Annotated in this window: 11 protein-coding genes; 1 reads left to right on the forward strand and 10 read right to left on the reverse strand. The window is 72.6% G+C overall.

Annotated elements, in window-relative coordinates; all coding sequences use genetic code 11:
* Positions 1 to 151: 151 nt before the first annotated feature.
* From I3F54_RS11565 to I3F54_RS11575, 3 genes are all read right to left on the reverse strand, one after another.
* Positions 152 to 1,798 carry a beta-N-acetylhexosaminidase gene (locus I3F54_RS11565; protein WP_240118599.1) on the reverse strand — a complete coding sequence of 549 codons (1,647 nt, stop codon included), beginning with the start codon at positions 1,796 to 1,798 and terminating at the stop codon, positions 152 to 154.
* Between the two features lie 111 nt (positions 1,799 to 1,909).
* A complete protein-coding gene (locus I3F54_RS11570; protein ID WP_240118600.1) occupies positions 1,910 to 2,188 on the reverse strand; it encodes a DUF3039 domain-containing protein in 279 nt (92 codons plus the stop codon).
* Between the two features lie 196 nt (positions 2,189 to 2,384).
* Positions 2,385 to 2,957 (reverse strand): YqgE/AlgH family protein, encoded by a 573-nt coding sequence (locus I3F54_RS11575; protein WP_240118601.1) that lies wholly within the window; start codon positions 2,955 to 2,957, stop codon positions 2,385 to 2,387.
* Between the two features lie 250 nt (positions 2,958 to 3,207).
* Here I3F54_RS11575 and murA point away from each other — a divergent pair, with 250 nt between their 5' ends.
* Positions 3,208 to 4,548 carry a UDP-N-acetylglucosamine 1-carboxyvinyltransferase gene (murA, locus tag I3F54_RS11580; protein ID WP_240118602.1) on the forward strand — a complete coding sequence of 447 codons (1,341 nt, stop codon included), beginning with the start codon at positions 3,208 to 3,210 and terminating at the stop codon, positions 4,546 to 4,548.
* Positions 4,549 to 4,664: 116 nt separating this feature from the next.
* Here murA and I3F54_RS11585 read toward each other — a convergent pair whose 3' ends face one another.
* From I3F54_RS11585 to I3F54_RS11615, 7 genes are all read right to left on the reverse strand, one after another.
* Entirely contained in the window at positions 4,665 to 4,946 is a 282-nt protein-coding gene (locus tag I3F54_RS11585; RefSeq protein WP_205384037.1) for an HU family DNA-binding protein, read from the reverse strand.
* Between the two features lie 304 nt (positions 4,947 to 5,250).
* A complete protein-coding gene (locus tag I3F54_RS11590; RefSeq protein WP_240118603.1) occupies positions 5,251 to 6,666 on the reverse strand; it encodes an NAD-dependent malic enzyme in 1,416 nt (471 codons plus the stop codon).
* A gap of 589 nt (positions 6,667 to 7,255) precedes the next feature.
* Positions 7,256 to 9,574 carry a UvrD-helicase domain-containing protein gene (locus tag I3F54_RS11595; RefSeq protein ID WP_240118604.1) on the reverse strand — a complete coding sequence of 773 codons (2,319 nt, stop codon included), beginning with the start codon at positions 9,572 to 9,574 and terminating at the stop codon, positions 7,256 to 7,258.
* Between the two features lie 196 nt (positions 9,575 to 9,770).
* Positions 9,771 to 10,601 (reverse strand): anti-sigma factor, encoded by an 831-nt coding sequence (locus tag I3F54_RS11600; protein ID WP_374205902.1) that lies wholly within the window; start codon positions 10,599 to 10,601, stop codon positions 9,771 to 9,773.
* Complete coding sequence (locus tag I3F54_RS11605) at positions 10,601 to 11,182, reverse strand: sigma-70 family RNA polymerase sigma factor (RefSeq protein WP_240118606.1); 582 nt, start codon at positions 11,180 to 11,182, stop codon at positions 10,601 to 10,603. The genes I3F54_RS11600 and I3F54_RS11605 overlap by 1 nt, the downstream gene beginning before the upstream one ends.
* Positions 11,183 to 11,420: 238 nt before the next feature.
* Entirely contained in the window at positions 11,421 to 12,014 is a 594-nt protein-coding gene (locus tag I3F54_RS11610) for an ABATE domain-containing protein (RefSeq protein ID WP_240118607.1), read from the reverse strand.
* 233 nt (positions 12,015 to 12,247) lie between these two features.
* The gene (locus I3F54_RS11615) at positions 12,248 to 13,399 is read right to left on the reverse strand and encodes a uroporphyrinogen-III synthase (RefSeq protein ID WP_240118608.1); all 1,152 of its coding nucleotides are present in this window, start codon (positions 13,397 to 13,399) and stop codon (positions 12,248 to 12,250) included.
* Between the last annotated feature and the right edge of the window lie 90 nt (positions 13,400 to 13,489).

The following is a 13,489-nucleotide window of genomic DNA, read 5'->3' on the forward strand; positions in this document are numbered from 1 at the left end:
CGTGGCAACTCTGGCACATCTTTGCAAGAGCCGAGGACGGGGGTGCGCCGGAAGACGTTGGCGCACTTCACCCGGCAGACGGTCCGGTTTCGCACGGCGTCGCCGAAGCGGGCGAATTGCCTCTCTTCGGTGAACCTGCCGGGGTTTTCCCCTACCTGTTCGGGGGCGGCCCGTCGAGCGGGCGGCCGAGGACGCCCGGGCGCCGCTGCCAGGGCCGGGGGCCGCTGGGCGGCCGGTAGGCGACCCCGAGGGCGTCTAGGCGCGGGTAGTGCCCGGCCATCCGGCGTTCGAAGTCCGCGTAGTCCCGCTGCCCGGGCGGGGGCAGCGTGCTCCAGGCGACCTCGGCGAAGGCTGCGAGCCGGGGGTAGGTCTGGTAGTCGACGCGCGCCTGGTCCTCCAGCGCCTCGGTCCAGACGTTGGCCTGGGTGCCCAGGACGTGCCGGGCCTCGTGATCGGTCAGCTCCGGCGGCACGGGCTCGAAGCGGTAGACGTCCTCCAGGGTGCGCACGTACCCGATCGGCACGGGCTCGTCCGCGCCGGCCGCCTGCCGGTGGTCCAGGTAGACCTGCTGCTCCGGGCACATCACGACGTCGTGGCCGGCGCGTGCGGCGGCGATCCCGCCCGCGTACCCGCGCCAGGAGGACACGGCCGCGCCCGGTGCCAGGCCGCCCTCCAGGATCTCGTCCCAGCCGATGAGCCTGCGTCCGCGTGCGGCGAGCCACCGGTCGAAGTGCCCGACGAACCAGGCCTGGAGCGCGTCCTCGTCCGCCAGTCCGAGTTCCGCGATGCGGGCCTGCGCGGCGGGCGAGCGCCGCCACTGGTCCTTGGGGCACTCGTCGCCGCCGACGTGCACGAACGCGGAGAACTCGGCGGCCTGCGCGGGGAACAGGTCCAGCACCTCCTCGAACACCCCCTCGTAGAAGCGCAGGGTGGCGTCGGTGGGGGCGAGGACGTTCGGGCTGATCCCCCACGTGTCCCAGACGGTGAGGGCGGCGGTGTCGACGACGTCGGTGTTGCCGAGTTCGGGGTAGGCGGCGATGGCGGCCTGCGAATGGCCCGGTACGTCGATCTCCGGGACGACACTGATGTGCCGCTCAGCGGCATGGGCGACGATCTCGCGGATGTCGTCCGGGGTGTAGTGGCCGCCGTGCGGGCGCTCGTCCCACAGCGGCGAGGCGCGGTGGCCCACCTTGGAGCGCGCCCGCCAGGAACCGGTCCCGGTGAGGTCCGGGTACCGCTCGATCCCGATGCGCCAGCCCTGATCGTCCGTCAGGTGCAGATGCAGCACGTTCAGTTTGTGCGCCGCCATCAGATCCAGGTGGCGCAGGACGCCGTCCTTGGGGATGAAGTGCCGGGCGACGTCGAGGAGGAGACCTCGCCAGCGGAATCGGGGCGCGTCCTCGACATGGACCATGGGCAGCCGCCACCGCCGGCCGGGCAGCGGGGCGCGCCGGTGGGCGTCGGGGCCGAGGAGCTGCCGCAGGGTCTGGGCGCCCCAGAACAGCCCGGCCGGGCCGCCGCCGGCCAGGTCCACGCCCCGCGGGGTCACGGACAGCCGGTAGCCCTCCGCGCCGAGGTCGCGGGCGGCGGCCGCGGGGAGCGACAGCCGGATGACGTCGTCCCCGTCCGCCGCTCCCGGCGCGAGGGGCAGGCCGGTGGCCGGCGTCAGGGTGGCGCGCAGCCAGCGCTCCGTCCGCTCCGTGCCGGCCTCCGCGGCCAGTGCCGTCCGCGGCCCCAGTTCCAGGAGCGAGTCCGCGTGCTCCGTCACACGGCCGGGCTTGGGAATCACATCCACCATGTCGCTCCGGGGGGCTCCGTCGACGGCACAGGGCACGCGAAAGCCCCGCGGTCGCGCCTCGGCGCGGCCCGGGGGCCTTGCGGAATCGGGCTCAGGGGACGGCCGGGCGGGCTACTTGTCCTTGCCCTTGTCGTCGCCACCGCCGCTCATGGATTCGTAGATCTCCTTGCACATGGGGCACACGGGGTACTTCTTCGGGTCGCGGCCCGGCACCCACACCTTGCCGCACAGCGCCACGACGGGGGTGCCGTCGAGGGCGCTCGCCATGATCTTGTCCTTCTGGACGTAGTGGGCGAAGCGCTCGTGGTCACCGTCACCGTGGGAGACCTGCGGCGTCGGCTCTACGAGGGTCCCCGTACCAGTCCCGCGCTCGGGCTCGAGAGTGCTCATAACAGCCAGGGTAATCAACCGCCGGGAACCGCGGGCCCCCGGCCGCACAACGGCATCACCGGCCGTGACGGGTCCTTCGCGCCCGGCATCGGCCGGACGGGCCGTCCGCCGCGCGGACCGCAACCGCCGCGCCCGGGCACGGCTGCCCGCCGCGCACCCCGGTCCGCTCCGGCTCGCGGCGTGCCGGGAACCGCCGTCAGTTGAGGGAGGCGTCGTCCGGATAGGTCGCCACCATCGCCAGCTCGCTGCGCTGGCGGCGCAGCACCGCGCGCCAGAGCTGCTCGGGCGCCGGCGAGGAGACGTCCCCGGGTTCGGACTCCACGACGTACCAGGCGCCCTCCACCAGCTCGTCCTCCAGCTGGCCGGGGCCCCAGCCGGCGTATCCGGCGAAGATCCGCAGCGACCCGAGGGCGGAGGCGAGCAGTTCGGGCGGGGCCTCCAGGTCGACCAGGCCGATCGCGCCGTGCACCCGCCGCCAGCCCAGCGGCGCGCCGTCCGAGGCGGGGTCGCCGGGGACGACCGCCACCCCGAGCGCCGAGTCGAGCGAGACCGGGCCGCCCTGGAAGACGACGCCGGGTTCCCCGGTGAGTTCCGCCCAGCCCTCCAGGATGTCGCCCACGTCCACCGGCGTCGGGCGGTTGAGGACGACGCCGAGGGACCCCTCCTCGTCGTGGTCGAGGAGCAGCACCACCGCACGCTCGAAGTTCGGGTCCGCCAGGGCGGGCGTGGCCACGAGCAGCCGCCCTGTGAGCGAGGACACCTCGGTCATGCCAGACATGATCCCGCATCTTGCCCGGGAGTGGGGAGGCTATCGGGCAAGGGGAGCGAAGGCAGCTCAGGGCGCACGGATGCGGGGTGTGCGCACGTCCGCGCCGGTGACCGCCCGTGCCCACCGGGGAACCGTTCGTGTTGTGACACAGCTATGACGTCCTGAGCCCGTCCGCGGGCTTACGGGAGGGGGGTCGGCGGCGATTACTCTGTCTGTTCTCCCCTGCCCGACTCATCGGAACGCGAGATACATGACCGTCAACGACGATGTCCTGCTTGTCCACGGCGGAACCCCGCTGGAGGGCGAGATCCGTGTCCGCGGCGCGAAGAACCTCGTGCCGAAGGCCATGGTGGCCGCCCTGCTGGGCAGTGAGCCGAGTCGACTGCGCAATGTTCCGGACATCCGCGACGTGCGAGTCGTACGCGGTCTGCTCCAGTTGCACGGGGTGACGGTCCGTCCGGGTGAGGAGCCGGGCGAGCTGGTGCTCGACCCGACGCACGTCGAGGGCGCCAACGTGGCTGACATCGACGCCCATGCGGGCTCCAGCCGCATCCCGATCCTGTTCTGCGGTCCGCTGCTGCACCGCCTCGGTCACGCGTTCATCCCGGGCCTGGGCGGCTGCGACATCGGCGGGCGGCCCATCGACTTCCACTTCGACGTGCTGCGGCAGTTCGGCGCGGTGATCGAGAAGCGCGCCGACGGCCAGTACCTGGAGGCGCCCAAGGGCCTGCGCGGCACGAAGATCCGGCTGCCGTACCCGTCCGTGGGCGCGACCGAGCAGGTGCTGCTGGCGGCGGTGCTCGCCGAGGGCGTGACGGAGCTGTCCAACGCGGCCGTGGAGCCGGAGATCGAGGACCTCATCTGCGTCCTGCAGAAGATGGGCGCCATCATCGCGATGGACACCGACCGGACCATCCGCGTCACGGGCGTGGAGAAGCTGGGCGGCTACACCCACCGCGCCCTCCCGGACCGGCTGGAGGCGGCCTCCTGGGCGTCCGCCGCGCTGGCCACCGAGGGCGACATCTACGTCCGCGGCGCGCAGCAGCGGTCGATGATGACGTTCCTGAACACCTACCGCAAGGTGGGCGGTGCCTTCGAGATAGACGACGAGGGCATCCGTTTCTGGCACCCGGGCGGCCAGTTGAAGTCCATCGCGCTGGAGACGGACGTGCACCCCGGTTTCCAGACCGACTGGCAGCAGCCGCTGGTGGTGGCGCTGACGCAGGCCACCGGCCTGTCCATCATCCACGAGACGGTGTACGAGTCCCGGCTCGGCTTCACCTCCGCGCTGAACCAGATGGGCGCCCACATACAGCTCTACCGCGAGTGCCTGGGCGGCTCCGACTGCCGGTTCGGGCAGCGCAACTTCCTGCACTCCGCCGTGGTGTCGGGCCCGACCAAGCTGATCGGCGCGGACCTGGTCATCCCGGACCTGCGCGGCGGTTTCTCGTATCTCATCGCCGCGCTGGCGGCCCAGGGCACCTCCCGCGTCCACGGCATCGAGCTGATCAACCGCGGCTACGAGAACTTCATGGAGAAGCTGGTGGAGTTGGGTGCCAAGGTGGAACTGCCGGGCAAGGCGCTCGGCTAGTGTTGCGGCACTAGGCCGCGGCACCCGCGGGCAACGGCGATGGGGCGGCACCCGGTGAGGGTGGCCGCCCCATTGGCGTTTCGAGCCGTGCGCCGACGGGGGACGCACCGGCAGGTCTACTTGCCCTTCGCGGCTTCCTTCAGCTTGGAGCCCGCGGAGACCTTCACGCTGAAGCCGGCCGGGATCTGGATCGGCTCGCCGGTCTGCGGGTTGCGCGCGGTGCGAGCGGCACGGTGGGTGCGCTCGAAGGTGAGGAAGCCGGGGATGGTGACCTTCTCGTCCCCCTTGGAGACGATGTCGCCGACGACGTCGGCGAACGCGGCCAGCACGGCGTCGGCGTCCTTGCGGGTCACCTCGGCGCGGTCGGCCAGCGCGGCCACCAGCTCACTGCGGTTCATGTTCTTACTCCCGTGTTCTTCTTGCCGTTGAGGCGTGCCACGCGGCGGAGCCGCATGTGGGGCGCTGCACAGTCGACACATCGACATGCGCTCGTGCCCAGGGACGCATCCTGCCCCTACCTGCGGCGGGAACGCCAATCCGGCACCCGTGGGAGTCACGAAGAACACCCTAGGGAGTCACACGAAAAGCGCCGTCGCCCGGCCGCCACCCTAGAGGGCTGTCGGAGGCAGGTGGTTCCACGACGCGCCGGGGCAGGGGCCGCCGTGGCGATCCTCACAGCCCCTGCGCGGCGGGCGAACCCCGCTATGCGGTCGCGCCCGCGGCCTTCGCGGCGTCCCGGACCGCACCGGCGACGGCGCCCGCGACCTTGTCGTTGAAGACGCTCGGAACGATGTAGTTCGGGTTGAGCTCGTCCTCGGTCACCACGTCCGCCAGGGCCTTGGCGGCGGCCAGCATCATGTCCGTGTTGACCGTGCGGGACTGGGCGTCCAGCAGGCCGCGGAACACACCCGGGAAGACCAGGACGTTGTTGATCTGATTGGGGAAGTCGGAACGGCCGGTTGCCACAACTGCCGCCGTCTGGCGGGCGATTGCCGGGTCGACCTCGGGGTCCGGGTTCGCGAGCGCGAACACGATCGCGCCGTCGGCCATCGCGGCCACGTCGGAGCCGTCGAGGACGTTGGGCGCCGAGACACCGATGAAGACGTCGGCTCCGCGCACGGCCTCCTTCAACGTGCCCGTGAGGTTCTCGGGGTTGGTGTTGTCGGCGATCCAGCGCAGCGCCGACCCGGCGGGGGCGTCCACCAGATCCTCTCGGCCGGCGTGCACGACGCCGTGGATGTCGGCGACGACGGCGTTCTTCACGCCTGCGGCGATGAGCAGCTTGAGGATGGCGGTACCGGCCGCGCCCGCGCCCGACATCACGACCCGCACGTCGCCGATCCCCTTGCCGACCACGCGGAGCGCGTTCGTCAGGGCGGCCAGCACCACGATGGCGGTGCCGTGCTGGTCGTCGTGGAAGACGGGGATGTCCAGGGCCTCGCGCAGCCGTGCCTCGATCTCGAAGCAGCGGGGCGCGGAGATGTCCTCCAGGTTGATGCCGGCGAACCCGGGGGCGATGGCCTTGACGATCTCGACGATGGCGTCGGCGTCCTGGGTGTCGAGGCAGATCGGCCAGGCGTCGATGCCGGCGAAGCGCTTGAACAGGGCCGCCTTGCCCTCCATGACCGGCAGGGCGGCCTTGGGGCCGATGTTGCCGAGGCCCAGCACGGCGGAGCCGTCCGTCACGACCGCAACGGAGTTGCGCTTGATGGTGAGGCGGCGGGCGTCCTCGGGGTTCTCGGCGATGGCCATGCAGACGCGGGCGACGCCCGGCGTGTAGACCATGGAGAGGTCGTCACGGTTGCGGATGGGGTGCTTGGACTGCATCTCGATCTTGCCGCCGAGGTGCATGAGGAAGGTGCGGTCGGAGACCTTGCCGAGGGTCACGCCCTCGATGCCGCCGAGCTTCTCGACGATCTCGTCGGCGTGCGCGGTGGAGGTGGCCGCGATGGTGACGTCGATCCGGAGCTTCTCGTGGCCGGACGCGGTGACGTCGAGGCCGGTCACCGAGCCTCCGGAGGACTCCACGGCGTTGGTGAGCTGCGAGACGGCGGTTCCGCTCGCGGGCACCTCCAGCCGGATCGTCATCGAGTAGGAGACGCTGGGCGCCGTTGCCATGGCCGACTTCCTCTGCTTTCACCGTGTCGCGTGTTGTGCCGTCCGATCGTCGCACCTACCGCCGGGTACGTGGTAGCCGCCCTGGGTTGCGGACGTTCAGTCCACGGGCGCCGGTCTGGGTACGCAGTGGATCGGATTCGTTTCGGAAAACCACTTCCACCATACGAGAGCTGATCGGGTGGCGAAAGGCGCCCGGGCAACGAAAGAGGCCCACGTCACACGGACGTGGGCCTCTCACACGCTCAATGGCACCGACCCGCCATGCTCGCCTCGCGGCAAGTGGTCGCTCGTAGCGACGAAGGTTGGGCCCGGGGGCTTGGATCGAGCCGGTGCCACCCTCAGGCTAACAAACGGATCGCACGGGGCCGTTCCCGTGGCGGAAGTTCGTCCCTGCACCGGTCCGGGCAACCGGTCCGGGCCCGTTCCCACCGGACCCCGTGCCGGTTCCGGCCGGCCGGGCCCCGGCCCCGGACGCCTCCCGGCCGTGCCCGGGCGAAGGGCCGCCGACCGGGCACGGGGCGACTGCGTCCGGCAGGTCCCGGAGCGTCCCGTCCCGGCCCGGGCACGGCGGGCCCTGCCGGACACCGGGTCAGTCCCGCAGCAGGTCCGGCACCCCGTCGGCGTCCGGCTCGTCCCGCTCCCCCGACACCACCGTCAGCTGCTGGGTGGCCCGGGTCAGGGCCACATAGAGCACCCGCAGGCCGGCCGGGGACTCGTCGGCGATCTCGGCCGGGGAGACGACCACGGTCGCGTCGTACTCCAGGCCCTTGGCCTCCAGGCTGCCGAGCGCCACCACACGGTCGCCGAGACCGGCCAGCCAGCGCCGGGCCTCCTCCCGGCGGTGCATGGCGACGACGACGCCGACGGTGCCGTCGACGAGGTGCAGCAGCCGCTCGGCCTCCGCCCGCACGGTCTTCTCCGGGGAGCTCTTCCCGGCCGCCCCGCGCTGTCCGTCCGCGCTCACGAAACGCGGCTGCACACCGGTGGAGCGCACCGCCGACGGTGCCCGGGAGCCGGGCATGGCCAGGGCGAGCACCTTCGCGGCCAGCTCGGCGATCTCCGCCGGGTTGCGGTAGTTCACCGTGAGCTCGAAGCGGCGGCGCGGACGGCTGCCGAGGGCCTCGTCACGGGCCCCGGCCGCCTCGTCGGGGTCGGACCAGGAGGACTGGGCCGGGTCGCCGACGACCGTCCAGGTGGCGTGCCGGCCGCGGCGGCCGACCATGCGCCACTGCATCGGAGTGAGGTCCTGGGCCTCGTCGACGATGACGTGCGCGTACTCGACGCGCTCGGCCGCCAGCCGCTCGGCCCGCTCACGCTGCGACTCCTCGCGCACCGGCATCAGCTCCTCCAGGCCGGTGAGCTGGTCCAGCGGGTCGAACTCCCGCTTGCGGCGCGGGCGGGCCGGGACGCCGAGGACGGCCTGGAGCTCGTCGAGCAGGGCGATGTCGTGCACCGAGTGGCCGTCGCGGCGCAGCGAGCGGGCGATCCGGCGGACGTCGCCGGGGCCGAGGATCCGGCGGGCCCAGCGCCCCAGGCGCCGCTCGTCGGCCATCGCGGCGAGCACGGTCTGCGGGGTCAGCTCCGGCCACCAGGCGTCCAGGAACCGCGTGAAGGCGTCCTCGCCGGTCACGTCCTCGTCGAAGGAGGAGCGCAGTTCGGCGGCGAGTTCGGGATCGGTGTGCCGGACGGCGCCGCCGGACTGCTCCCACAGGGCGTCCAGCAGCAGCCGGCGGGCGCGCGGGCGCAGCAGGTTCACCGGGGCCGTTCCGCCGAGGGCGGTGCGGCGGACGCGGTCCAGTTCCTCACCCTCCAGTTCCAGGCGGCGGCCGAAGGCGACCACCCGCAGCCGGGTCGGCGCCCCGTCCTGCTCCAGGGCGCCCCGGGCCGCCTTCCGCAGCACCTTGAGCATGCGGGAGGAACCCTTGGCGCGGGCGGTGGCCGGGGAGTCGTACAGGGCGGCCTCGGCGCCGTCGACGAGGGAGCCGATGGCGCGGATGGCGACCTGCCCCTCCTCACCGAGGGAGGGCAGCACACCCTCGGTGTACGCCACGAGGAGCGGGGTCGGGGAGACGATCAGGATGCCGCCCGCGTAGCGGCGCCGGTCCTGGTAGAGCAGGTAGGCCGCGCGGTGCAGCGCGACGGCCGTCTTACCGGTGCCGGGCCCGCCCTCGACGTACGTCACGGAGGCGGCGGGGGCGCGGATCACCAGGTCCTGCTCGGCCTGGATGGAGGCGACGATGTCCTGCATGGTGTGGCTGCGGGCCCGGCCCAGGGCTGCCATCAGGGCGCCGTCGCCGATGACCGGCAGCTCACGGCCGTCCAGGGACGCCGTCAGCTCGGGGCGCATCAGGTCGTCCTCGACGCCGAGCACGCGGCGCCCCTTGGAGCGGATGACCCGGCGGCGCACGACGCGGCCGGGATCGACCGGGGTGGAGCGGTAGAAGGGCGCGGCGGCGGGGGCCCGCCAGTCGATGACGAGCGGGGCGTAGTCCTGGTCGAGGACTCCTATGCGGCCGATGTGCAGGGTCTCGGCGATGTCGGCGGTGTTGTCGGGGCGGACGGCCCCTTCGGCCGGTTCGACGGCGGTGTACGCGCCGTCGGGGCCCTTCTTGCCGTCCTTGCCCGGAAGGAGGTCGATCCGCCCGAACAGGAAGTCCTCGAACTCGTTGTTGAGCCGGCTGAGGTGGATGCCGGCCCGGAAGACCTGCGCGTCCCGCTCGGCGAGGGCGCCGGGCGTGCCGACCTGGCCGCGCTGGGCCGCGTCGTTCATCAGGAACTCGGCCTCGTGGATCTTCTCCTCGAGACGCCGGTACACCCGGTCGAGGTGTTCCTGTTCGACGTCGATCTCCCGGTCCCGAACCGAGTCGTGAACGGAGTCGACCGCGGATGTGTGAGCCTGAGCGGCCACCGGGCCCCCTTCTGACGTGCTGGGCAGCCGTCAACCGTACGCGAAGGGTGCCGCCGGAGGCGAGGGGCGTGCCGGCGGGGGGCGCCGCGCGGGGCGCACCGGCCGGGTGCGCCCCGCGGGGGAACGTCCGGACGGCCCGCCGGGAGGAACGCGCGCCGGGCGCCGCTCCCCGACGGGCGCAGCGCCCGAGCCGCTCCTAGGAGTCGACCTCCACCAGCTTCTTGCCGTCGAAGGTCATGACCTCGAAGTGGTCGATCTCGTTCGGCTGGAAGGCCGCTCCGCCGCCGATGTAGAGCGGGTTCTTCGCCTGCTCGGACTTCGCGTTCGGGATGCCGTAGCCCCAGTTCGGGACGGACCACGAGGAGAGCGTCTCGCGCTCGCCGTTCTTGCCCACGGCGATCAGGGAGCACTTGAGCGGGCCCTTGACGTTCTTCAGCTCCAGGACCGCCTGGGTGCCCCAGTCCTTCTTCGCCATGCCGACGGTCGCGGTGACGGCGGTCGCCGGGTCGGTGCCGGAGACCTTGTCGGACATCGTGGAGAACAGGCTCTGGGCGGGACCGGGCGGCGACGCCGCCACGTTGGTGCCGGACTCCCCGCTGGAGGCCGCCACGGCGACCAGCGGGCCTCCGGCGATCAGCGCAGCCGCGGCGGCGACCAGGTAGAAGCCGCGGCGGCGCTTGCGCGCACGGCGCTCGGCGACCTCGTCGACGAGCTTCTCCACCAGCCGCGGTCCGGGCCTGGCCGACAGCGACTCGCCGATCTCCGGCGTACCGGTTCCCGGCAGGTCCGCGAGGGCGGCCAGCATCGGTTCCATCCCGGCCAGCTCGTCGAGCTGCTGGGCGCACCACTCGCAGGACGCGAGGTGCGCCTCGAAAGCGGTTGCCTCGGCATCGTCGAGAAGCCCGAGCGCGTACGCGCCCACGGTCTCGTGCTCGTTCGGCACCGAAGATCCCTGCCTGGGGCTCATGGGGCCAGACATACCCGGACCACCCGCGTCGTATCCCTGCATTCCCCCGTACCCACTCATCACGCCGTCACCCCCCGCTCCTCCAGTGCCAGCTTCATCGACCGCAGGGCGTAGAAGACCCTTGAGCGGACGGTGCCGCTGGGTATACCCAGGGTCTGCGCCGCCTCGTTGACGGTACGCCCTTTGAAGTACGTCTCGACGAGTACCTCCCGGTGGGCCGGGGTCAGGTCGTCGAGCGCGTCCGACAGCGTCATCAGCCACAGCGCCTTGTCGATCTCGTCCTCCGCGGGGATGACCTCCAGCGGCGACGGATCGACCTCCTGCGGCCGGGCCTGCCGGCTGCGGTGGCCGTCGATGACGATGCGGCGCGCGACCGTCACCAGCCAGGGGCGTACCGAACCGGTCGCTCGATTGAGCTGACCGGCGTTCTTCCAGGCACGGATGAGCGTCTCCTGCACGACGTCCTCCGCGCGCTGCCGGTCCCCGGCGACCAGGCGCAGGACATAAGCAAGCAGGGGTCCGGCATGCTCTCGATACAGGGCACGCATCAGCTCCTCGTCAGGTTCCGAGGGCTGGGAAGCGCGATGTCGGGCCCTCGTTCCACGTTCATTGGCCACGACGGAATCCTTGCGCACGCCCACCTCCGGTGTCCGGGGGTTCCCCCAGTCGGTCGCTCGACCACAGGTACGGACGTGGGGCGCGTGATGTTCAAAGCACGGCGACGCCTTTCCTCGGCCCGACGCGACGAGGGGGATATGAGCCCACATTTTCACCGCACGTTCTTTACATTTCCGTCACTGCGGAACGAGCCGATCCGCCTGTCCTCACGGGGGCGCGGGTAAAGGGGGTGTAACGCACATCACGTCCTCCAGTGCCGTGTCAGGCACGGGCGAGAGCCGCCCGGCGCCGGTGCCGGGCCACCCGCTCCCGGTTCCCGCACACCTCACTGCTGCACCAGCGCCTCCTGCGCCCCCGGGACGTGTCCAGGTACACAAGGGGGCAGTTGTCCCCCTCGCACTGCCGCAGGGCCGCCCGTGCGACGGGGTCGGTGAGGAGTTCCACGGCGTCCCGGGCGATCGCCCCGAGCAGGGCCGCGCAGGCGGGCGGTGCGGCCAACTCCCTTACCAGCAGACCGTCCTGCCCGGGCACGGCACACGGCGCGGGAGGCGCCGCCCGGGCGATCTCGTTGACGCGGGCGAGGGCGCGGTCGTACGGAACGGCGCCGGGGGCCGGCCGGCCCCGCACCAACAGGCCCACGACCCCCCGCAGTTCGCGGAAGCCCGGCAGCCAGGAGGGGTCGGCGTGCGCGAGCGAGGTGCCGGGCGGCACGAGCCGGGCGCCGGTGATCCAGGCCCGCAGCACCTCGACGGAGCCGAGCCGTTCCCCGGGATGCGTGGTCGCGAGGAGATCCAGGCAGATCCTTCCCGCGTCGAACCGGAACGCGTACGGGGCCGTCGCCGTGCCCAGTGCCATGTGCCTGTCACCACCTAGGGTTGCCAGGGCTGTTCGGGTCGTCCCTCTACAGTGCCTCCTCGCCGTCGGCCCCGGAACCCCTCGTACCGTTCACGGCCGGACGCCCGCGCCCGCGGGTGCGCGTCCGGACCGTGCCCCAGGAGGGCGCCCGACCGCGCCGACCGGACCGACGACGGACGATCGGACGACCAGCTGCACGGGCGGCGGCCCCTCCCCCACCACGGCCACGGTCCTCACGCGTCCGCGTACTTGGCGTCCGCCGCCGGGTCCAGCGCCAGGCGGTATCCCCGCTTCACCACCGTCTGGATCAGCTTCGGCACCCCCAGCGCCGTACGCAGCCGCGCCATCGCCGTCTCCACGGCGTGCTCGTCCCGCCCGGCTCCCGGCAGCGCCCGCAGCAGCTCGGCGCGGGCGACCACCCAGCCCGGCCTCCGCGACAGGGCGCGCAGCAGGGACATCCCGGCGGGCGGCACCGGCTTCAGGTCGCCGTCGACCAGGACCGCATGCCCCCGGATCTCCACCCGGTGCCCGGCGATCGGCAGCGCCCGGGCCCGCCCCGGCAGTTCCTGGCAGAGCAGCTGCACGAGCGGCCCGAGCCGGAACCGCTCGGGCTGCACGGTGTCCACGCCCCGCGCCTGCAGCGGCAGCGCGGTGACCGGGCCGACGCAGGCGGGCAGCACGTCGTGGTGGAGCGCGGTGAGCAGCTCGGGCAGCAGCCCGCGCTGCTCGGCACGGTTGAGCAGGGACGCCGCGGCCGGGGCGCTGGTGAAGGTGACCGCGTCCAGCCCGCGCGAGACGGTGGCGTCCAGCAGCCGGTCGACGGGCGAGAGGTCCTCCGGCGGCATCCACCGGTAGACGGGGACCCCCACCACCTGGGCACCGCCCTCCCGCAGGGCCTCCACGAAGCCGGGCAGCGGCTCGCCGTGCAGCTGGACGGCGACGCGGCGGCCCTCGACGCCCTCCTCCAGCAGCCGGTCGAGCACCTCGGCCATCGACTCGCTCGACGGCGACCACTCCTCGGTGAGCCCCGCGGCCCGTATCGCGCCCTTCACCTTCGGGCCGCGGGCGAGCAGTTCGACATCGCCCAGCCGCGCCAGCAGGGGCTCCCCCAGCCCCCACCCCTCCGCGGCCTCGATCCATCCGCGGAAACCGATCGCGGTGGTGGCCACCACCACGTCGGGCGCCCGGTCGATCAGCTGCTCGGTCGCCGCCAGCAGCTCACCGTCGTCCGCGAGCGGCACGATGCGCAGGGCGGGGGCGTGCAGGACGGCGCCGCCGCGGCGCTGGAGCAGTGCTCCCAGCTCGTCGGCCCGGCGTGCGGCCGTCACGCCCACGGTGAAGCCGGCGAGGGGCCCGTGTTCCGGTCGCTTCGGTTCGTCGTACATCGCTCTCGTCCCGCACTCGAGTCGTGTGCATTCGCCGGGCACGGTGTGCCCTGCATGCCGATCGAGCCTGTCAACGGCGCGTGACAGGCT

Origin of the sequence: Streptomyces sp. MUM 2J, assembly GCF_022414535.1 — a bacterium.
GTDB lineage: Bacteria > Actinomycetota > Actinomycetes > Streptomycetales > Streptomycetaceae > Streptomyces.